The sequence below is a fragment of the Pseudomonas sp. LAIL14HWK12:I1 genome, from assembly GCF_003202095.1.
Classification (GTDB): domain Bacteria; phylum Pseudomonadota; class Gammaproteobacteria; order Pseudomonadales; family Pseudomonadaceae; genus Aquipseudomonas; species Aquipseudomonas monteilii.
Window position 1 is genome coordinate 65685 of record NZ_QJKG01000010.1, and the last position, 21603, is coordinate 87287.

At 63.7% G+C, this 21603-nt stretch carries 17 protein-coding genes; 6 read left to right on the forward strand and 11 right to left on the reverse strand.

All coding sequences use genetic code 11. The annotated features are described in order from the left end of the window. Window positions 1-32: 32 nt before the first annotated feature. Genes D906_RS22055 through D906_RS22065 form a run of 3 tightly spaced genes read right to left on the reverse strand, consistent with a single transcriptional unit; the run spans window position 33 to window position 5656 of the window. Window positions 33-3179 (reverse strand): efflux RND transporter permease subunit, encoded by a 3147-nt coding sequence (locus D906_RS22055; protein WP_027615719.1) that lies wholly within the window; start codon window positions 3177-3179, stop codon window positions 33-35. Window positions 3180-3195: 16 nt separating this feature from the next. After that, window positions 3196-4410, reverse strand: coding sequence for an efflux RND transporter periplasmic adaptor subunit (locus D906_RS22060; RefSeq protein WP_016714673.1), 1215 nt, complete (start codon window positions 4408-4410; stop codon window positions 3196-3198). Further along, the gene (locus tag D906_RS22065) at window positions 4403-5656 is read right to left on the reverse strand and encodes a TolC family protein (protein ID WP_019098419.1); all 1254 of its coding nucleotides are present in this window, start codon (window positions 5654-5656) and stop codon (window positions 4403-4405) included. The genes D906_RS22060 and D906_RS22065 overlap by 8 nt, the downstream gene beginning before the upstream one ends. Before the next feature lie 205 nt (window positions 5657-5861). Here D906_RS22065 and aroQ point away from each other — a divergent pair, with 205 nt between their 5' ends. Next, complete coding sequence (gene aroQ, locus D906_RS22070; protein WP_016714675.1) at window positions 5862-6311, forward strand: type II 3-dehydroquinate dehydratase; 450 nt, start codon at window positions 5862-5864, stop codon at window positions 6309-6311. Continuing rightward, a complete protein-coding gene (locus tag D906_RS22075) occupies window positions 6308-7156 on the forward strand; it encodes a shikimate dehydrogenase (protein ID WP_019098418.1) in 849 nt (282 codons plus the stop codon). The genes aroQ and D906_RS22075 overlap by 4 nt, the downstream gene beginning before the upstream one ends. Before the next feature lie 56 nt (window positions 7157-7212). Here D906_RS22075 and D906_RS22080 read toward each other — a convergent pair whose 3' ends face one another. Continuing rightward, a complete protein-coding gene (locus D906_RS22080) occupies window positions 7213-7728 on the reverse strand; it encodes a thioredoxin family protein (RefSeq protein WP_025754372.1) in 516 nt (171 codons plus the stop codon). Between the two features lie 10 nt (window positions 7729-7738). Next, complete coding sequence (locus D906_RS22085) at window positions 7739-8014, reverse strand: DUF2790 domain-containing protein (RefSeq protein ID WP_019098416.1); 276 nt, start codon at window positions 8012-8014, stop codon at window positions 7739-7741. A gap of 221 nt (window positions 8015-8235) precedes the next feature. Between D906_RS22085 and D906_RS22090 the strand changes: the two genes are divergently transcribed. From D906_RS22090 to D906_RS22105, 4 genes are all read left to right on the forward strand, one after another. Further along, window positions 8236-8976: a response regulator gene (locus D906_RS22090; RefSeq protein ID WP_003250463.1), complete on the forward strand. Its 741-nt coding sequence runs from the start codon at window positions 8236-8238 to the stop codon at window positions 8974-8976. After that, window positions 8973-10259 carry a HAMP domain-containing sensor histidine kinase gene (locus tag D906_RS22095; protein ID WP_027615721.1) on the forward strand — a complete coding sequence of 429 codons (1287 nt, stop codon included), beginning with the start codon at window positions 8973-8975 and terminating at the stop codon, window positions 10257-10259. Before D906_RS22090 ends, D906_RS22095 begins: the two co-directional genes overlap by 4 nt. A 133-nt stretch (window positions 10260-10392) precedes the next feature. Then, a complete protein-coding gene (locus tag D906_RS22100) occupies window positions 10393-11010 on the forward strand; it encodes a ferric reductase-like transmembrane domain-containing protein (protein ID WP_027615722.1) in 618 nt (205 codons plus the stop codon). A gap of 28 nt (window positions 11011-11038) precedes the next feature. Continuing rightward, window positions 11039-11527, forward strand: a complete 489-nt coding sequence (locus D906_RS22105) for a DoxX family protein (protein ID WP_019098413.1) — start codon at window positions 11039-11041, stop codon at window positions 11525-11527. A gap of 87 nt (window positions 11528-11614) precedes the next feature. Here the strand turns inward: D906_RS22105 and D906_RS22110 are convergent, their stop codons facing one another. From D906_RS22110 to D906_RS22135, 6 genes are all read right to left on the reverse strand, one after another. After that, window positions 11615-12313, reverse strand: coding sequence for a DUF2063 domain-containing protein (locus D906_RS22110; RefSeq protein ID WP_019098412.1), 699 nt, complete (start codon window positions 12311-12313; stop codon window positions 11615-11617). Further along, complete coding sequence (locus tag D906_RS22115; protein WP_025754374.1) at window positions 12306-13139, reverse strand: DUF692 domain-containing protein; 834 nt, start codon at window positions 13137-13139, stop codon at window positions 12306-12308. Before D906_RS22115 ends, D906_RS22110 begins: the two co-directional genes overlap by 8 nt. Before the next feature lie 74 nt (window positions 13140-13213). Continuing rightward, window positions 13214-13705 carry a hypothetical protein gene (locus D906_RS22120; RefSeq protein ID WP_019098410.1) on the reverse strand — a complete coding sequence of 164 codons (492 nt, stop codon included), beginning with the start codon at window positions 13703-13705 and terminating at the stop codon, window positions 13214-13216. Window positions 13706-13879: 174 nt separating this feature from the next. Then, complete coding sequence (locus D906_RS22125; RefSeq protein WP_019098409.1) at window positions 13880-14431, reverse strand: DUF4174 domain-containing protein; 552 nt, start codon at window positions 14429-14431, stop codon at window positions 13880-13882. 227 nt (window positions 14432-14658) lie between these two features. Then, window positions 14659-19155 carry an NEL-type E3 ubiquitin ligase domain-containing protein gene (locus tag D906_RS22130; protein WP_027615723.1) on the reverse strand — a complete coding sequence of 1499 codons (4497 nt, stop codon included), beginning with the start codon at window positions 19153-19155 and terminating at the stop codon, window positions 14659-14661. Between the two features lie 79 nt (window positions 19156-19234). After that, the gene (locus D906_RS22135) at window positions 19235-21595 is read right to left on the reverse strand and encodes a DNA polymerase II (RefSeq protein ID WP_027615724.1); all 2361 of its coding nucleotides are present in this window, start codon (window positions 21593-21595) and stop codon (window positions 19235-19237) included. Window positions 21596-21603 lie beyond the last annotated feature (8 nt).

Consider the following 21603-nt stretch of genomic DNA (forward strand, 5'->3'; position numbering starts at 1 on the left):
GATTTTTGGGGCTGCTTTGCAGCCCCAGGGTCTCAGCCCTCCTGCACCTCTTCGCGCCGATACGCCCACTGATACAACGCCGGCAACACCAGCAACGTCAGCGCCGTAGACGACAGAATCCCGCCAATCACCACCGTCGCCAGCGGCCGCTGAACCTCCGCCCCGGTACCCGTTGCCAAGGCCATCGGAATGAACCCCAGCGACGCCACCAGCGCGGTCATCAGGACTGGCCGCAAGCGCGTCAGCGCGCCCTCTTCCACGGCCGCTCGCAGGGTGCGCCCTTCTTCGCGCAACCCACGGATGAAGGCAATCATCACCAACCCGTTGAGCACCGCCACGCCTGACAGCGCAATGAACCCCACGCCCGCCGAGATGGACAGCGGAATGTCCCGCAACCACAGCGCCAGCACTCCACCGGTCAAGGCAAACGGGATGCCGGTGAACACCAGCAGGCCATCCCGGAGGTTGTTGAACATCATCAGCAACAATGCCATGACCAGCAGCAATGCCACCGGCACCACCACCTGCAAGCGCTCGGCCGCCGACTGCAGCTGCTCGAACTGGCCACCCCAGCGCGTCCAGTAGCCCGGCGGGATCTGAACCTGGCCAATGAGCGTCTGTTCAGCCTCTTCGACAAACGAGCCCAGGTCACGCCCACGCACGTTGGCACTGACCACCACCACGCGCTTGCCATCCTCGCGGCTGACCTGGTTCGGCCCCAGCTGCAGGTTCAGCGTGGCCACCTGCGACAGCGGAATAAAGCCGATCTGCGCAGCGCCGGCTGTGGCACTGGCCGGCACCGGAATCAGCAGGCTGCCCAACCCGTCCACATCGGTACGCAAGGTTTCGGGCAGGCGCACCACCATGTCGAAGCGGCGGTCACCTTCATACAGCGTGCCTGCCGTGCGCCCCCCTACGGCGATGGCGATGGCGTCCTGCACGTCACCCACGTTCAGGCCATGGCGGGCAGCCTTGTCACGGTCGATGTCGATGGTCAGCACGGGCAGCCCGGTGGTCTGCTCAACCTTCACCTCAGACGCACCCGGCACGCGCTGCAGGCTGCTGGCGATTTGCGCGGCGGTGCGGTTGAGCACGTCCATGTCGTCCCCGAACAGCTTTACCGCCACATCGCTGCGCACCCCGGAAATCAGCTCGTTGAAGCGCAACTGGATCGGCTGCGACAGCTCGTAGTTGCTGCCCGGTACGCTGGCCGCCGCACGTTGTACTTCGGCAATCAGCTCGTTACGCGGCTTGCCCGGGTCTGCCCATTGCTCGCGTGGGCGCAACATCACGTAGGCGTCGGAAATGTTCGGCGGCATCGGATCGGAGGCGATCTCGGCGGTGCCGGTGCGGGCGAATACCCGCTCCACTTCCGGCACCTGGGCGATGATCGCCTGCTCCAGGCGCTGTTGCATGTCCACCGACTGCGACAGGCTGGTGCCCGGCACGCGCAGGGCCTGCAAGGCAAAGTCGCCCTCGCTGAGGCTGGGGATGAACTCGCTGCCCATGCGGCTGGCCATTACGCCGGAAAGCAGCACCAAAGTGCCAGCCGCCGCGAACGCCAGCTTGCGCCGGCCCAGCACCCAGGCCAGCACCGGGGCATAGCGCTGGCGCGCCGTGCGCATCAGCAGGCCTTCCTCCTCCTTGACCTTGCCGGTGACGAACAGGGCAATGGCTGCCGGCACGAAGGTAACCGAGAGGATCATCGCACCCAGCAGGGCCATGACCACGGTAAACGCCATGGGGTGGAACATCTTGCCCTCGACCCCGGTCAGGGCAAAGATCGGCAAGTAAACCACCATGATGATCAGTTGCCCGTAAATCAGCGGCCGGCGCGCTTCGCGGGCGGCGGCAAACACCTCATGGAAGCGCTCGCTGCGGGTCAGCATGCGGCCATGGCGTTGCTGGGCGTGGGCCAGGCGGCGGATGGCGTTTTCCACGATCACCACGGCGCCATCGACGATGATGCCGAAATCCAGCGCGCCCAGGCTCATCAGGTTGGCGCTGACCTTGTTGCTGAACATGCCGGTGAAGGTGAACAGCATCGACAGCGGGATGACCATGGCGGTGATCAGCGCAGCGCGGATATTGCCCAGGAACAGGAACAGCACGGCGATGACCAGAATGGCGCCTTCAATCAGGTTTTTCTTCACCGTGGCGATGGCTTTTTCGACCAGGTTGGTGCGGTCGTACACTGTTACCGCCACCACGCCCTTGGGCAGGTTGCGGTTGATCTCGACCAGTTTGGCGGCCACCGCCTGAGACACCGTGCGGCTGTTTTCGCCGATCAACATGAACACCGTGCCCAACACCACTTCACGGCCGTTCTCGGTGGCGGCGCCCGAACGCAGCTCTTCACCCAGGCCAACCTCGGCCACATGGCTGACGCGGATCGGCGTGCCGTCCACGCTGGATATGACGATGTTGGCGATGTCTTCGGCCGAGGCCACCTGGCCCGGCGCCCGGATCAGCAGCTGCTCGCCATTGCGCTCGATGTAACCGGCACCCACGTTGGCGTTGTTGCGTTCCAGCGCGCCGATCAGGTCGTTGAGGGTGAGCTTGTAGGCCGCCAGCCGCTTGGGTTCCGGTGCAATCAGGTACTGCTTGGCATGGCCGCCGATGCTGTTCACTTCGGCCACCCCCGGCACATTGCGCAGCTGCGGCTTGATGATCCAGTCCTGGATCACCCGCAGGTCGGTGGGTGTGTAGGGCGTGCCATCCTCCTTCAGGGCGCCCTGTTCGGCTTCCACGGTCCACAGGAAAATCTCGCCCAGGCCGGTGGAAATCGGCCCCATGCCCGCCTCGATACCCTCGGGCAACTGCTCGCGGGCCACTTGCAGGCGCTCGTTGACCAGCTGGCGGGCGAAGAACAGGTCGGTACCGTCATCGAAAATCACCGTGACCTGCGACAGGCCCGAGCGCGACAGCGAGCGGGTCTGTTTCAGCCCTGGCAGGCCAGCCATGGCCGTCTCGATGGCAAAGGTAATGCGCTGCTCGGTTTCCAGCGGGGAGTAGCCGGGGGCGGCGGTGTTGATCTGCACCTGGACGTTGGTGATGTCCGGTACAGCGTCGATCGGCAGTTTCTGGTAGCTGTGGATACCCACCGCGGCCATCAGGACCACGGCCAGCATCACCACCAGGCGCTGCTCGATGGCGAATTGGATCAGGCGTTCGAACATGCAGGCGTCCCCGTGATCAGTGGCTGTGCTCGGCCGAGCCTTTGCCCAGTTCCGACTTGAGGACAAAGCTGCCGGCGGCGGCCACCTGGGTACCGGCGGCAAGACCGTCAGTGATTTCTACCTGGCCAGCGTCGCGGCGGCCGGTTTTCACCGGGCGAGCCTCGAAACCTTCTTCAGTGCGGGCAAACACGACGGTTTGCTCTTCCCAGGTTTGCAGGGCGTTTTCCGGCACCGCGACAGCGGCATTGAAGCGCTCGACGCTGACAGCCACATTGACGAACAGCCCGGGGCGCCAGGCGCCGTTGGGGTTGGCCAGGGTGGCACGCACGGTGGCGGCACGGTTCTGCTCGCCAAGCAGGCTGCCAACGTAGTTGACCTTGCCCTCGACCTGGGCACCCAGGTCCGGTGCGCTGACCGTGACATCACGGCCGGTCATCACCTTGTCCAGGTCACGCGGGGCCACGGCGAAGGTTGCCCACACCCGGCTCAGGTCAGACAACGTGAACGCATTGCTGGTCTCGTCGACCACTTCGCCCACGGTCAGGTGCTTTTCCACCACCACCGCATCGAACGGGGCGCGCAGCTCATAGCGGTTGCCAGCGCCAGCCGGGCCCACGGCGGCGACCTTCTGCCGGGCATTGGCCAAGGCGATCTCGGCCTCCTGCAACGCCTGGCGTGCCTGCAGGTAATCCTGTTCGGCACTGATACGTTCCTGCCACAGCTGCTGTTCGCGCTGGAAGGTCAGGCGCGCCAGTTCCAGCCGGCGCTGGGCGGCCTGCTGCTCGCTGCGCAGGTCTGAAATCTGCTGGCTGGCAATCACCGCCAATACCTGGCCGCGCTTGACCGCCTGGCCCAGCTCGGCTTGCACCGCCTCGACCACGCCGGGTACACGCGGCACCACGTGAGCCGTACGGTCTTCGTCGAAGCGGATTTCCCCCGGAAAACCGATAGCGGTACCCAGTGCCCGAGGGCCGGCGGTAGCCAACTGCACACCGGCGGCCTCGATCTGGGCGATGGACAGGTGCAACTGGCCCTCTTCTTCGCCGTGGCCCTCCTCTTCGTGGCCTTCGGCGGCTTTCTCGGTGCCATGGCCGTGGCCGTCTTCGCCGTGGTCATCGTGCCGGGCTTCTGTTTTCGACGCCGGGCCGAGGTTGCCGGTCCAGGCCAGGCCACCCAGGCCGAGCGCGGCCATGGCGGCAACCAGAAGGGCTATCTTGCGTGGGTTAGTCATTGTTGCTCCTGCTGTTCAAGGGGGTGCTAAGGCCATCGAGGTCGCCATAGATCCGCTCGACCTGCGCCCGTGCATCGGTCGCCGAGGCCAGCGCTTCGAGGTACAGCCCGCGTGCCTCGATCAGCGTGCGCTGGGCGTCAAGCACATCGAGGAAGGCGAACTTGCCCATCTCGAAGCCACGGGTGGCGGTGTCCACGGCCTGCTGCGCAGCCGGCAGAATGGTGCGGTCGTAGGCGTCCACCTCCTGCATCGCCGTGTGCCACTGGCTGACAGCGCTGCGGGTGTCACTGCGCAGGCGCAGCTCCACGGCGTTACGCATGTCACGCGCCTGGTCGGCACGGCGCGCGGCTGACATCACGTTGCCCTGGTTGCGGTCGAACAATGGCAAGGGCATCGACAGACCGACCACGTTGACGCGTTCGCGGTCCTCGCGGCTGTACTGGCTGCCTAGGCTGACGGTGAGGTTGGGAATGCGCTGGGCCTTTTCCGATCCCAAGGAGGCTTCACCACGCTCGACCTGGGCGGCGGCCAGGCGCCATTCGACCGTTTGCTCGACCCGGTCGAGCAAGGTGTCTGCCCTGGGCGCAACGCCAGGTGAAAGGTTGGCGGCCTGCAAGTGGTCGAAACCTGCCAGCGGGCTGCCGATCAGGCGTGCCAAGGCTTGGTAGGCCACGCCGCGCTGGGTTTGCGCACGCCGCACTTCGGCCTGGGCCTGGGCCAGTTGCACCTGGGCACGGGTGACCTCTACGGGTGATGACTGGCCAGCGGTGACCCGCCCCTGTACCACCCGCAGCCCGCGCTCGGTCAATGCCTGTGACTGCTGCGCCAGTTCCAGCGCGGTCTGCGCCCGCAAGGCTGCATGGAAGGCCTGCACCACATCAGCCCGCAGGCCATTGCGCTGGCGCTCCAGGTCGAGTTGGGCAATGGCCTGGCCGGCACCGGCCACTGCGATACGTGCGCCGCGTTTGCCGCCCAGTTCCAGCGGCTGGCTGAGGGTGACGGTGGTGGTGCTGGTGTCGCGGCGAGTGTCCTCGACCTCCCAGGACAACTCAGGGTTGGGGATCAACCCTGCCTGGCGCCGCTCGCCGTCGGCAATACCGACTTCGCGGCCGGCGGCGGCCAGTTCCGGGTTCTGGGCAAAGGCGGCGGCAAGCGCCTGGGGCAGGCTCAGGCTCTGGCTGGCCTGGGCGCTGGTGGCGCTGGCCAGCAACAGGCAGAGCAAGGCGATCTTGCGGGGGTTGGGCACGAACAAGTCCTCGTCGACGCGTGTAGGCGAGGGACTGTAAAAAGCCGTGCTTATCGGGGCGGTGTCGGGAGCATTACAATTTTGTAAGGTTTGGCTGCGTTCGATAATCGCCCACTTTCCCGGTGCGGCGGCCTCGTCCAATTGACGGAACTAACCAGTCAGTACAAAACTACGCGGATCCAACAACAACAAAGCGATGCCCGTCATGAAGCCCCTTATTCTTGTGCTCAACGGCCCTAACCTGAACATGCTGGGCACCCGCGAGCCTGCCCAATATGGCCACGAAACCCTTGCGGACCTGGCGCAAAGCTGTGCCGATACTGCCCATGCCCACGGCCTGGAACTCGAATTCCGGCAAACCAACCACGAAGGCGAACTGATCGACTGGATTCACGCCGCCCGCAACCGCTGCGCCGGTATCGTGATCAACCCCGGCGCCTGGACCCACACCTCGGTGGCCATCCGCGACGCCCTGGTGGCCAGCGAACTGCCGGTCATCGAAGTGCACTTGTCCAACGTGCACAAGCGCGAGCCGTTCCGTCACCTGTCGTTCGTATCGTCCATCGCCGTCGGTGTCATCTGCGGCCTGGGCAGCCATGGCTACCGCATGGCCCTCAGCCACTTCGCCGAACTGTTCCAGGAGCGCACGGCATGAGCCAGCACGCCATCCTCGCCGGCCTGATCGGCCGTGGCATCCAGCTGTCGCGTACCCCTGCCCTGCACGAACACGAAGGGGATGCCCAGGCTTTACGCTATTTGTACCGGCTGATCGACGCCGACCAGCTGCAGCTGGACGACAGTGCCCTGCCCGGCCTGCTCGACGCCGCGCAGCACACCGGCTTCACCGGGCTCAACATCACCTACCCGTTCAAACAGGCGATTCTGCCACTGCTCGACGAGCTGTCGGACGAAGCCCGTGGTATCGGCGCGGTGAATACCGTGGTGCTCAAGGACGGCAAACGGGTCGGCCATAACACCGACTGCCTGGGCTTTGCCGAAGGTTTGCGCCGTGGCCTGCCCGACGTGGCACGCCGCCAAGTGGTGCAGATGGGTGCCGGCGGCGCCGGTTCGGCGGTAGCCCATGCCCTGCTGGGTGAAGGGGTCGAGCGGCTGGTGCTGTTCGAAGTGGACGCGGCCCGTGCGCAGGCATTGGTGGACAACCTGAATGCCCATTTCGGCGAAGGGCGCGCCGTGGTTGGCAGCGACCTGGCCACGGCTTTGGCCGAGGCAGACGGACTGGTCAATACCACGCCAGTGGGCATGGCCAAACTGCCGGGTACACCACTGCCGGTCGAGCTGCTGCATGCACGCTTGTGGGTGGCGGAGATCATCTACTTCCCGCTGGAGACCGAACTGCTGCGCGCGGCCCGGGCGCTGGGTTGCCGCACGCTGGATGGCAGCAACATGGCGGTGTTCCAGGCGGTGAAGGCGTTCGAGCTGTTCAGCGGGCGCCAGGCGGATGCGGCACGGATGCAGGCGCACTTTGCCAGTTTTTCCTGACTGACCGGTGTTGGCTGCTTCGCGGGCAAGCCCGCGAAGAGGCCGGCACAGGCCAGTCACCCTTTCTCATCCAGCAAAGCCTGTATCACCTGTTCCTGCCCCCCATAATCCCCTTCGCCAAAGTGCACATGCCGCACCTGCCCCTTGCGGTCGACAAAGTAATGCGCCGGCCAGAACTGGTTGCCCCAGGCATTCCACACCTTGTAATCGTTGTCCACCGCCACCGGGTAACCGATCCCCAGCCCGGCCACCTTGTCCCGCAAGGTGCCCACATCATGCTCGTAGTCGTACTCCGGCGTATGCACCCCCACCACCACCAGCCCCTGGTCGGCATACCGCCGCGCCCAGTCGTTCACATGCGGCAGGCTGCGCTGGCAGTTGATGCAGTCCCAGGTCCAGAAGTCCACCAGCACCACCTTGCCCTTGAGCGCCGGGCCATCCAGCGGTGTCGAGTTGATCCACTGGCTGGCCCCCGCCAGCGACGGCATCGCGCCGTAGCTGTCGCGGGCCATCAGGTGCCCCGCCAGGCCAAGCCCCGTCAGTGCCAGGGCAATCCCCCCCACCTTCAGCATCAGGCGGCGATCAATTCTCATGGCAACCGCCGGTGGCGTAGGTGCGGTACTGCACGCTTTGCTGCTGGCCCTGGGAGTCGAGGTAGTCCATGCGGGTGTTCACCAGGCCGCAGGCGTTGCTCTGGTCATCCTGCACCGACAGCACTTTCTTCACATCCAGGTGGTCACCGTAGCGGTACTGCATGACACCGGCATCGCCCATGGGCGCGGTGCCGGCCTGGGCGGCGATAGCGCCGAAGCTGAGCACGGCGAACAGGCTGGCGCTGGCGAAGGTTTTGACGTTCATGGCATCTCTCCTGAGTAACACTTTGGGTATGGGAAGTTGTGCTTCCCGGTCGAGAGCCATTTCACGCCTGCCAGGTATCCCGTATGTGTCGCCCGAGGCTGTGATGTGCTTCCTGCTGTATCTCTACCAGTGCCAGATACACTGCAATACAAAACCCGGCAGGCAAGCGCGAACGCGCTCGGTACACTGCGCCCATCCCCCTTTACACAGGAACGCTGAGCATGGAACACGTCGATCACATCCTGATCGTCGACGACGACCGCGAGATCCGCGAACTGGTCGGCAACTATCTGAAGAAGAACGGCCTGCGCACCAGCATCGTTGCCGACGGCCGGCAGATGCGCGCTTTTCTGGAAGCCAACAGCGTCGACCTGATCGTGCTCGACATCATGATGCCCGGCGACGACGGGCTGCTGCTGTGCCGCGAGTTGCGCGCCGGCAAGCACCGCAACACCCCGGTATTGATGCTCACCGCACGCAACGACGAAACCGACCGCATCATCGGCCTGGAAATGGGCGCCGACGACTACCTGACCAAACCGTTCTCCGCCCGCGAACTGCTCGCCCGCATCAACGCCGTGCTGCGCCGCACACGCATGCTGCCGCCCAACCTCACCATCAGCGAAAGCAGCCGCCTGCTGGGTTTCGGCCAGTGGCGCCTGGACACCACCGCGCGCCACCTGCTCGACAGCGAAGGCACCCTGGTGGCCCTTAGCGGCGCCGAGTACCGCCTGCTGCGGGTGTTTCTCGACCACCCACAGCGGGTACTCAGCCGCGAACAGCTGCTCAACCTGACCCAAGGCCGCGAGGCCGACATCTTCGACCGCTCCATCGACCTGCTGGTCAGCCGCCTGCGCCAGCGCCTGGGCGACGACGCCCGCGAGCCCAGCTGCATCAAGACCGTGCGCAGCGAGGGCTATGTGTTCTCGTTGCCCGTGCAACTGCTCGAGTCGCCGTCATGAAGTGGCCACGCACCCTGGCATCGCGCCTGGCGCTGATCTTCTTCACCGGCCTGGTGCTGGCGTACAGCCTGTCGTTTGGCTTGCAGGCCTACGAGCGCTACATCAGCAGCCGCTCGATGATGCTCAGCACCCTGGAACAGGATGTGGCGACGTCGGTCGCCATCCTCGACCGCCTGCCCGCAGCCGAACGTGCCGCCTGGCTGCCACGTCTGGAGCGGCGTACCTACCGCTACCGCCTGGACCACGGCCTGACAGGCGAGGCGATGCCCAGCAGCGACCCGCCCATGGCCGCCGAGTCGATCGTGAAGGCCATTGGCAGCGACTACCGCCTGACCTTCCAGGAAATACCCGGGCCGAATGCACACTTCCAGGCGCACCTGAGCCTGGCCGACGGTGCGCCCCTGACCATCGACGTGACCCCATCGCCGATCCCGGTGGCCCGCTGGTTGCCGGTGGTATTGCTGATTCAGCTGGCCGTGCTGCTGCTTTGCACCTGGCTGGCAGTGCGCCTGGCCATCGGCCCCCTCACCCGGCTGTCCCACGCCGTGGACAACCTCGACCCGGACAAGCCTGGTGTGCAACTGGATGAAAGCGGCCCGCGCGAGGTGAAGTACGCCGCCGTGGCCTTCAACGCCTTGCAGGCACGCATCGCCGCGCACCTCAAGGAGCGCATGCAATTGCTGGCAGCCATTTCTCACGACCTGCAAACGCCGATCACACGTATGAAACTACGCGTTGAAGTGATGGACGATGGGGTCGAGAAAGACAAGCTGTGGAGCGATCTGGGTGAAATGGAGCACCTGGTGCGCGAAGGCGTGGCCTATGCCCGCAGCATGGACACCAGCACCGAAGCACCCTGCCGGGTCAACCTCGATGCCTTTCTTGATAGCCTGGTGTTCGACTACCAAGACAGCGGCGCCCAGGTCGAGCGCCACGGCAGCACTGGAAGCCTGCTGGAAACCCGCCCGCATGCACTGCGCCGGGTGTTGGTGAACCTGGTGGACAACGCCCTCAAGTTTGCCGGCGCCGCCGAACTGGAAGTGTGCCGCGAGGGCGGCACGACCGTAATCCGTGTGCTCGACAACGGGCCGGGGATTCCCGGCGGCGAACTGGACGAAGTGCTCAAGCCGTTCTACCGGGTAGAGGGTTCACGCAATCGCAGCACGGGTGGTACCGGGCTGGGGTTGGCCATTGCCCACCAGTTGATCCAGGCCATGGGGGGCCGGTTGACCTTGAGCAACCGCGAAAGCGGCGGGCTGTGCGCCCAGATAGAACTGACCTGACAGGCCTTCGTGAGAGCGGGGTAGCCTGATACATCCATACAAACCGATACACAACCCCATCGCCCCCGACACACTGCAGATACCCTACCCCCACACACTCCCGGTGACACAATCACACACCGGGAGCCCCTTGATGAAAGCCCTCACCCTGCCCTCCGGCTGGAAGCTGTTCGCCGCACTCGCCGGCCTGACTCTGGCGATGACCACCGTAGTCCTGGCCAGCCAGCCTGACCCTGATGGCCTGCGCAGCGCCATCCGCGCTACCGCACGCAGTTCCTTCGCGCTGTTTCTGCTGGCCTTCCTGGCTTCCTCACTCGTCACCTTGCTACCCGGCGCTGTCAGCCGCCGCGTGCTGCAGGAACGGCGCTACCTGGGACTGGCCTTCGCTTTCTCCCACACCGTGCACGGCCTGTTGATTTACCGCTACGCCCAACAATTCCCCGAACTGTTCTGGGCCGGCCGCACGCTCACCTCCAGCTTGCCCGGCAGCGTCGGGTACCTGTTCCTGCTGCTGCTCACCGCCACCTCGTTCAAGGCCCCCATGCGGCTATTGGGCGGCCGCGCCTGGCAAGCCCTGCACAGCACCGGCATGTGGGTACTGGCAGCCGTGTTCTGCCTGTCGTTCTACAAACGCATCCCCATGGGCGGCTGGTACCCGCTGGCGTTCGCCCTGATGTTCAGTGCCATCGCCGTCAAGCTCACCGCCAGGCTGGCGCGCCAACAGCGCGGCAGCGCCCGCGCCCTTTCCTGACTAAACCTGCCTTGGAGTACACACTGACATGACCACTTCGATCCGCACACTGACCACCTTCGACCGCGTCGGCACCTGGACCGCCGACCTGCCGCTGCGGCTGTTCCTGGCCTGGGAATTTTTTGAATCCGGCCTTGAGAAGTTCAATGGCAGCAACTGGTTCGCCGACCTGCAAGGCAGCTTTCCGTTTCCCTTCAACCAGCTGCCCGCCGAGCTGAACTGGCAGTTGTCGATGTGGGCGGAACTGGTGCTGCCGATACTGCTGATACTGGGTTTGGGAACCCGGCTGGCCTCACTGGGCCTGATGGTGGTGACCGTGGTGGCGATAGCCGCGGTGCACTGGCCGGCACACTGGTCGAGCCTGGCTGAACTGGGGCAAGGATATGCGATCACCGACCAGGGCTTTGGCAACTTCAAGTTGCCGCTGATCTACCTGGTGGCGTTGTTGCCACTGCTGCTTAAAGGGGCTGGGCGATTGAGCATTGATCATTGGCTGAGGATGCGGTTCAGCAGGTAATGCCAATGGGGCTGCTTTGCAGCCCTTCGCGGCACAAGGCCGCTCCTACAGGGATATGCAATCCCCTGTAGGAGCGGCCTTGTGCCCTCAAACTGTACCAACAATGACACCCTGTTCACGCAACCCCTCCAACAATGCCAGCCCCTGCTGCACATCCCCTCCCAACACCTCCATCCGTGCCCGCCCGGTACCCTGCTCCAGCGCCAGCAACTGATACGCCATCGGCGCCAGGCGCGCAAAGCGCACCGTCAACGCAGCATCGCGATACACCAGCAGCAACGTCGGGGCCTCGGGCGCAACCGTTGGCTGATAATCCACCCCGATGCGCTCCACCGGCCACTCATAAGCCAGCACCCGCGCCACGCAGGACAACAGCGGCGCCCCCTCCAGCAAATCGCCCGCCGGGTCATGGGACGGGTCCTCGGCATCGCTCAAATACAACTGCGCCTCGACCCACTCATAATGCGCCAGTTCCAACTGCCAGGGCGCATCCAGCTCGACGCCTTGCAGATAATCGACAAACGCTTCGGCAATCTCGGTAAACAAGGGCGTCTGACTACGGTAATTGGCATAGAAGTCACGCACTCGCGCATGCCAACGCTGTTCGCCCAAGGCCTGACGCATCACCGGAAAACTGCCTGCCAGCAAGCCCTCGATAGCGCCATAGAACAACTCGCGGTAAACCTTCAGGCGCCGACCCTCTATGCCCGGTGGCGGTGCATTGCGCTGCGGGTCACGCAAGTGACGGGCCAAGGTGTATTGCTGCTCGCGCAACGTCTCATTCATCACGCGGCCCTCCCGAAGCCAGTTGCACGCTGCGGATACGCGCCGTCTCGGCCAACAGTTCGGCCAGCGGGGGATAGTTGAAATCACGTTCGAGCACGGTCGGCTGCACGCCAAAGCGCGCACAAGCGAGGGTGTACAGCGCCCACACATCTTCCTTCACCGGCGCCCCATGAGTGTCGACCTTGAGGTCCGGTGCTTCATCGTAATGGCCGGCTATGTGCATGCCGGTCACCCGGGCCTGGGGCAAGCCTTCAAGAAAGGCCCGGGCTTCGTAGCCGTGGTTGCAGGCATTGACGAAAACGTTGTTGACGTCCAGCAGCAAATCGCAATCGGCTTCATCGAGTACCGCACGGATAAAATCGAGCTCGCTCATCGCCTGATAAGGCGCGGCGTAGTAGCTGATGTTTTCCACGGCAATACGCCGGCCCAATTGCTCCTGCGCCTGGCGAATGCGCGCGGCCACATGGTGCACGGCTTCGTCGGTGAACGGTATGGGCATCAGGTCGTACAGGTGCCCGTCGTCACTGCAATAGCTCAAGTGCTCACTGTACAGGCGCACCTGGTGGCGATCGAGAAAATGGCGGGTCTGGTCGAGAAAATGAAGGTCGAGTGGCTCACTGCCGCCCAGCGACAACGACAACCCGTGGCAAGTCATGGGAAAACGCTCGGCCAACTGGGCCAGGCCCTTGCCGTAGGCACCGCCAACCGCTATCCAGTTTTCCGGCGCGCATTCAAGGAAGTCTACTGCACCAGCGTCCATCGCCAGCAGTTCCGGCAGCAGGCCACGGCGCAAGCCAAGCCCGGTATTCAACGTCGCAGCACGCATAAAAAAGTCTCCAACAGGCACAACGCCCCGCCTGACCAGCAGGAGGGGCGTTGCGTCAGTTCAAAGGGTAAGGGTCAGGATTTGCCAGCCAGGTGGCTGAACAGCCCCTCGGGCATGGCCTTGCCATTGGCCTGATAGATCGCCTTCAGGTGGTCCGCCGCTTCTTGCTCGGAGATGAAACCGTCATGGTTGGTGTCGATCTTGTCGAAGTCGCCGGCACGGTCCTTGGCCACCGCCAGAAACTCATCCCGCGAGACCTTGCCATCGTGGTTGCTGTCGGTTTTGGCGAACGAGGCATCGCCGCACTTCCCTTCGCCGCATTTGCCTTCGGCCCCGGCCTTGGCGCTGGCACCACACTTGCCCTCACCGCATTTGCCTTCGCCCTGGGTGGCTTTGCCGCTGCCGCCGCACTTGCCTTCGCCACATTTGCCCTCGCCGGCCACCTTGGCCGAAGCCAGTTGGTAACCTTGTGCCAGCGGTTCCACGGCAAACGCACTGCTGGTCAATGCCATACTGCCGATCAGGGCGGCGCCGAGCAGGCCGAGGGTGTTTTTTGCATGAGTCATGATGTAGCTCCACTGTGGTTGGAAAGTGGAGCCATTAGGCCGTTGCGGTTTGTCGTGAGTGTATCGGGCAAGGCGCGCTTTTGTATGGGAATGGGTCTGCAGCGCGGTCAGATACAGTGGGATACACAACACCCGGTAACGGGCCCCAAGCTACCTTGGGGCCATGACGCGTGTTCAGTCTTCCAGCGGCTTGGGCGGGGCCGCCGGTTTGGCTGGCTTGGCCGGTTTGCTGTCCTTGGCCTTGGCCTCCGGCGCTGCGGCCACCGGTTCGGGTGCGGTCACCGCCTTTTCGCTGGCGGGCAATTCATCGACCGCCTTGAAAATCGCCTGCGGGTCGATAGGTTCACCGCTTTCGTCATCCTTGAGCATGTGCCGCTCGCCGTCCTTGCCCACCAGGATCACCTTGGTGCCCTTGCTCGCGCCCAGCTTGAGCTCACGGATCAGGGCCATGGTGGTCTGCTGTTCGAGGTTCTTGTCTTCGCGCTTGCCCATCATGTTGGCGACGCTGTAAAGCACCAGGTTGCGCTCCTTGAAGGCGGCCTGGGTAGCCGGGTCTTCCAGGGCCTTGTTCAGCCCGCGCAGGGTCGGGTCGGCAGTGCTCGGAGCAATCACCACCAATGGCCTGGCCTTGCCCAGTTCCTTGGCTAAAGGCGCATCACTGTCTGCGGCAAACAGGGGGCCGGCAACAGCTAGCAAGGTAGCGAGGGTCAGTGACCGGACGAGCATGCGTATCTCCTTATTGTCTCGATATACCAATGACTACAGATCACGGAGAAAAATCCGACAAGGAGCCTAAACCACTTCACTCAGTAACGGGCCGTGGAAAAGTAACTGTCGATTTCCAAGCTTTCTGAAGCCAAGGCGACAGCGCGGGCAAAGCCACTGTCACCTTGACTGAGCATAGCCCAAAGCCGCTTCGCACAGGGGCAGGCAACCCCTGCATTAAGCCGCCATCAGCGCACATGAATGCCTGGGTCTTCTGGCCCCACTTCCATGGCACGAATCGTCAAGTCCAGCATCAGCCCCCTGCGTGCAGCACGTTGGGCGTCACGAATGGCATCTGCCTGCTCGAGCATCTCACCCTCAGGGAGCGCTTCATCGTCAAGGACCGTTTCAAGCTGCCGCCTGAACGGCCGGTCAACTTCGGCGAACCGGTCAGGATGAGTACGCTCCAGGTGCGCCTGCCAAAATTCACGGTCAACCATCGAGCGGGCGAGCTCATCCCTGGTTTCGGCATCTCGCACTGCCGCTTGCGCCGCCGCCAGGTCCGCCTGGAGAACCCCTGAAATAGCATGGAAGCTCATATCACCCACCTGCAGGGGCAAGTCGAGCGGCTCCCTCAGCCCGACCCTGAAGGCCAACCCGACTTCACTTCCCTCTTGCTCCCTGCCATGTTCGAGTGCCCATCGGGTAGCGAACCTGTCGACCGCATCCTGGCGCCATAAACGTCTTCCCAGGCGAAGCAGAGCGCGTTCGTCTTTTCCTTGAGCGGCATGTTGAACCTGCCACACCAGCAAGTTCAGTTCTATATTGCTCAAGCACCAGGTTGCACCATCCTGGCACCCCCATTCATCATTGGCCACGGACAACAGGTTCTCCCGCAATTCCGGCGTGATGGCCATCGCTTGCAACACCGCCATCACCCGATTACCCATCGCCCGCGCATTGACGCGAAAATCCTCGGACAGCAACAGTTGCCTGAGAACGCGGAAAAACCGCTCGGAGCCCGGCCCTGCATCCAGGGAATCCCAGGCTGCGAGCATCAAGCCACGATGCTCAGGGGCCACCGCATCCCCCCATACTTCCCGCGCGTGCTCCAGCCGCAGCAGCGCTTGCTCCTCGTCGACGACAGGATGCTCGCTCCTCAACGAAGCCTGCAAACGTTGTGTCTGTGCTTCGCCCAAGGGGTTGCCGCTCAGGCGGATCCTTCGCCGGCGCCATACGGGTAACTGGTAGTAATGCTCCGGAACCTGCCGGATCCGGTTTTCCCTCAAGTCAACAGCCACCAACTGATCGCGGTCGAAAATGCCCGGGGGAAGCTGCGTAATTTGTGTGTCGCGCAGGCTCAGCCAGCGCAGTTCGGTCAAACCGGCCAACGTGAACCCCCGCCGCAGTGGATTGTGGGACAGGTCGAGGGATTCCAGGCCAGTGCAACAGGCCAGTGTGGCGGTTTGCTGCAGGTTCAGGCCAATGCGGTTGTTGGTAAGGCTCAGGTGCCGTAGCTGCGTGAACTGCAGCAACGGTTGCGGCAGCCGCGTCAGCAGGTTGCCACCCAAGTCAAGGGTTCTGAGGTTAGGGAAGGCCAACAAGAAACTGTCGGGTACTTCCACGAGGTCAAGGTGCAGCAACGACAGGCTGCTCACACCTCTGAAGCTGACCTGCGCCGGCAGGCTGGGCAAACCGCCCGACCTGAAATTGCAAAACATGACATGGAGGTTTTCTTGTGCGTCGATGCGCAGATTGCCGACCTCTACCGACCGTCTCCAGCAATTGAACAGCGTCTGGCGCAAGGCGTCCCGGTCCTCCCGAACATCGCCCTGTTCCTGTGCCACCCAGGTATCCAGCGTGTTGCGAAGCACCCTGAACTCAGTGCTCAGGTCCCTCAGTAGCCCTCTGAGCTGACGCCCTGAACGTCTCACGTCATCGGCCAAGGTGTCAATCTGCTCGTCACTCAACCAAGGGAAGATATCTCGCAATTCCGCCCTCAAGGCATTGCCTCTTGACGCGAAACCGCTCACGCCTGCACCACCCAGCGGGTAACCCAAACGCCCGTCGGCCAAGCGCATCGGCGCTCGAACAGCCCGCGGGCGTACCACGCCTAGCAGACGACTGATCTGGTCACGACGTCGCACCGCCTCGCGCGCAAGCATCACCCGAAGGTTGTGCGAGAACGGATCACCGCCCCCCATCATTTCACGCTGCGCCTCGGTATAAGCTGGCGCGATGACTTCGAACAACTCGCCTGCCTCACCGATGGCCCCACCCTGATCATCAAACAGCTGGAACCCGCCGTTCAGGTGCACCAGGTCAAATGCCTGCCCGCCTTGATCGCACTGCGCCAGCATCGGCCCGCCCAGATAGCCCTCATACAAGCGCCAGCGCACACCTTGTTCGCCCCCAGGCAGCTCCTGCAACAGGCCCAAGGCCACCCGTGCCAGGTCCGCATGCTGCGGCGTGTCCAGGTACAAGGCTTCCAGAACCCGCGTCTGGCGGATACCCGACAGGCTGGCCCTGGCCGCTTCGGCCAGATCGAGTGCGACCCTGCCGCTGGTCAACAAGCGCCTGCGATCAACGCCGCTGGCGGCCGTTACCAACGCTTGCGCGGTGCGAGCATCCAGCCCGGGGAAGACCCGGCGCAGCGCTGCGCTCCCGGGGCTGTCGGTGGGTTGCAACGCATCGTACAGGTACTGCAGCAATGTTCGGCGTTGCGTCCACGCCAGCTCAGCCAGTGCCTGATCCGGCAGGCCATTCGCACCTGGCAACCGCCGTGCGTGATCAAGCACGGTCGTATCTTCTACCGGCTCACCGCTGCGCAAGCGGCCAATCATGCCGCGAATGCGCTGGTCGAGCCTGACCCGCTGCACGCTGTCGAGCATGCCCGGGCTGGGCGCCTGGGCATGCACATGCAAGCCTCGCACGTCATCGCCATCGAGCCCATGGAACAGCAGGACCTGATCGATCTCTTCGTCACCCAGCCTGTTGAAGGGCTCGCCCAGGCGACGGAACATGCGATGTCTATCCCTCCACAGGGCCGGTTGTTCATTCCATAACCGCCAGGCGCCAGCGCCATTGTGACGCAGCATGGGTCCATGGCCGGCAACGGGGCACAGTTGCCATTGACCGTCGCCAGCCGATTCGGTCACGCGATAATGATGAGCGTCCATCTCGATCCAGGCCTGCCCGTCCAGACGCCGGATGCCCAAGGCATCCCGGCTTGCGGCAGCATCGGGGGCCTGGCATTGAAACGGGGTCAGATCTTGTTGCCAGAGTTTGACGGTGCCATCCTCCAGCCGAGCCGGAAACATGGCATCGACCTGCGTGGAGCGCGCCCAAAGCCGTCGGGCCACACCAACCCCCGCCGCTGTGGCCGCAAGCACGGCAAGGTCGGTGGCAACATGGGTCAAATGGTCGAGTGCCTCTCGGCGATCTCCCTCATGCCAGGCTTCAAAACCATGATAAACCTCGCCCAACAGCTCCCAGGCCGTCACAGCAAGAAGCGGCAGGCCAAGGCCCGGCACAAAGAAACTGGCCAGATTGAGCAGCGCCCACCCCTCGGCGGCCAGGCGCTGGTCATGCTGGCGCTGCACCTCACGGTCCAGCCTGGCCACAGGCACCGCGATCATCGCCGCATCCTCCTTGATCTGGCGAATACGTGCCTGTGCCAGACCGTTGAACAACGGTTGCGAATAACCCTGCAAATGCGGTTCGAGATCGCGAAACGCCCAGTCCGCCAGGTCATCGAACAGCGCCGAAACCTGGGCAAAGAAAGCCTGGCTGTCACGTCGTAGCACGAAGCGGCTGAAAAAACGCTGGTAGGCTTTGTCTCGCAGGCGACGACCCAACTCGCGGTTCAGCTTGTCGATGCTCTCGAATGCGCGCCAAGGCGACACAGGGTCACCTGGCACGTAGAGCAACACACGGCGCGAGGTGTTGAAAAGGACACCCTGGTCAATCACCTCGAGCACGATCACCTGCTCAATCCGGCAACCCAGCAACTTCAGTTGCCTGGCCTCCACAAGGTCACCCGCCAGGCGCAGCAGCTTGCCATCCTCGCACATAGCCACCACCAACTTGAGCTCGCTGTCATCCAGCGTTCCTTCCTGCCTGGCTTTGTAGGCGTCTACCAACATGGCGTGGCGGCTGGCATCTACAAGGCAGGACTCCACGCGCCTTGCATCACCTGCGGGCTTTAGAATGGAATCCAGATGACGTTGATAACCCTCACCCAAATCCAGCTCACGGCAAAGCGCGGCAAGCTCGATGCACGTGGGCGGTGCAAGCCTGCCCTGGCGCGGAACCAGCAGCCGATTACCGCGCGGCTGGCCACCGGCCTGGGCCTGCTCGGCAGTGAAGTTGCGCAGTGCCACCTCAAGCAGCGGCTTTTCTTCATAGACCACCTCGGTGAGGTGCGCGCCTACCGGCTGGCTGTTGATCACAGGCTCGCGACGGCCTTCCAGAAACTTGAACGAGCGAGCATTGCCGCCAAGCCCGTAACGTTCGTCAAGGGCCTTGTCCAGGCCCGTCGCAACAAAGCTGTCGATACCTTCGATACCCCGCAGCAGCGCATTGACTTGCTCACGGCTGCGAAGGCTGTTCGCCAATGCCTTGCGGACCTCAGGCAGTTGCCCTGGGGGTATCTGACGCAACCAGAGCGGCAGGCGCTTGCTGATGATGCTGTCCTGGAACGCATCGATGGCTGCCTGTGCGCTTGATGGCGGAGTAGTGTCCATTGCTCGAGGCCTCTTCATAAAAAGAGGCCAGACTAGGGAGCAGGCTCGGCACCGGGTACTAGATAGCTAACGCCTGCGCTCAGAACAGCTGTAACTGGCGGCCAGTCAGCGTGGCGAAATCATCGCCAACGAACGGCAAAATGGCATCGGCTACCGGCTGCAACTGCCGGCTGAGGTAGTGCTCGTAATCGATCGGCGATTGAAGGTTTTCCATCGGCTCGGGACCGGCGGTAGTGATGACGTAACTGATCCAGCCGCCGCGCTGGTACTGGCGAGGGCGACCGAGCCGGCTGTTGTATTCATCGGCCTGGCGCGCAGCACGTACATGGGGTGGCACGTTGCGCTGGTAATCGGCCAACGGCCGACGCAGGCGCTTGCGGTACACCAGCAGGTTGTCGAGCTCGCCCGCCAAGGTCTGCTGCACATAGTGGCGCACATAGTCGCGATACGGCTGGCCGCGAAAGATCCGCCCGTACAGTTCCTGCTGAAACTGCTGCGCCAGTGGTGACCAGTCGGTGCGCACCGACTCCAGGCCCTTGTAAACCACATCCTCGCTGCCGTCGGCGCGCTGCACCATCCCGGCATAACGCTTCTTGCTACCCTCGTCGGTCCCACGGATGGTCGGCATCAGAAAACGCCGGTAATGCACTTCGAACTGCAATTCCAGTGCGCTTTCCAGGTTCATCTGCTGGCGCAGGTGCTCGCGCCACCACTGATTGACGTGGGCGACCAGTTCTCGGCCGATCTGCGCCGCACCCGCTTCACCATGGGCACCCTTGAGCCAGACGAAGGTAGAGTCGGTATCACCATAGATGACCTCATAGCCCTTGGCCTCGATCAACGCCCGGGTCTGGCGCATGATCTGGTGACCGCGCAGGGTGATCGACGAGGCCAGGCGCGGGTCGAAGAAACGGCAACCGCTAGAGCCCAGCACGCCGTAAAAGGCATTCATGATGATCTTCAGCGCCTGCGACAGCGGTGCGTTGCCTTCACGCTTGGCCGCCTCCCGCCCTTGCCAGACGCGCTCGACGATGGCCGGCAAGCAATGCTGGCTGCGCGAGAAACGCCCACCCCGGAAGCCTTCTACCGAGTGCTCATCATCGGGCAAGCGCAGGCCCTCGACCAGCCCTACCGGGTCGATCAGGAAGGTCCGGATGATCGACGGGTAGAGGCTCTTGTAGTCCAGCACCAGCACCGAGTCGTAAAGGCCTGGGCGCGAATCCATCACGAAACCGCCGGGGCTGGCTTCCTCAGGGCGGCTTCCCAGGCTGGGGGCGACGAAGCCCAGGCGGTGCATCTGCGGGATATACAGGTGGCAGAAGGCGGCCACCGAACCCCCACTGCGGTCTACCGCCAACCCAGTGACAGAAGCGCGCTCCAGCAGGAACTCGAGCAGGCGGGTATGGGCGAAGATGCGCGTGACCAGCTCGCAATCCTTGAGGTTGTAGCGTGCCAGTGCGGGTTTGTCTTCGGCGAAACGGCGGTTGATTTCGTCCATGCGCTGGTAGGGGGTGTCGATGGCCTTGCCTTCACCGAGCAAGGTCTGCGCGACATTCTCCAGGCTGAACGACGTAAAGCTCCAGGTTGCCGAGCGCAGCGCCTCGATGCCGTCGATCAACAGCCGCCCCGGCGCGTCGGCGAAGACATGGCCGCCACTGGCGTGGCTGCGCAAGGTCATGGGGGCGCCGTTGCGGCCCAGGGCCAGCGGCACCTGCATCAGCTTGGCGTGCTCGTGCAAAAGGCGTAGGTCGAACTGGATCAGGTTCCAGCCGATGATTGCATCCGGGTCGTGCTCCGCCATCCACTGGTTGAGGCACACGAGCAACCCGGCACGGTCATCGCAATAGTGCAGGTCGAAGTCGAGGCCCTCAGGGTCGCCGTTGGCCGGGCCAAGCATGTAGACCTGACGCTGGCCGCAGCCTTCCAGGGCAATGCTGTACAGCTCGCCACGTTCACTGGTTTCGATATCCAGCGACACCAGGCGCAGCGGTGGGCGATAGCCCGGCAGGGGCTTGAGCTGGGCATCGCAAATCACGCCCTGGTCATCGGGTTGCCCGGTGAACTGCACCGGCGCGGTGACGAAGCGCTCCATCAGGTAGCGTTCGGGTGGGCGGATATCCGCTTCGAACACCTCGATGCCTGCCGTGCGCAGCCGTTGCTCCAGCTGCATCAGTTGCCGGTGCTGCCGGCAATAAAGGCCCATGACCGGGCGCTGGTCGAAATCCTTTAACTGCAAGGGCCGCAGTTCGGCGCCCGGCTCGTTCGCCAGCAACACCTGCGCGTGCGCCGCTTGCGCTTGCGGGATGAACGCCACCGAAACCTGGGGTGCCAGACGTAGCAGCCGTGGCCCCTGATCGGTGGCCAGCCAAAGTTCCACGCAGGTGCCTTCTGGCGTGTCATGCCAATGCCGGGTCAGGACAAAGCCCTGCTGCAACTCCACTGCCTCAC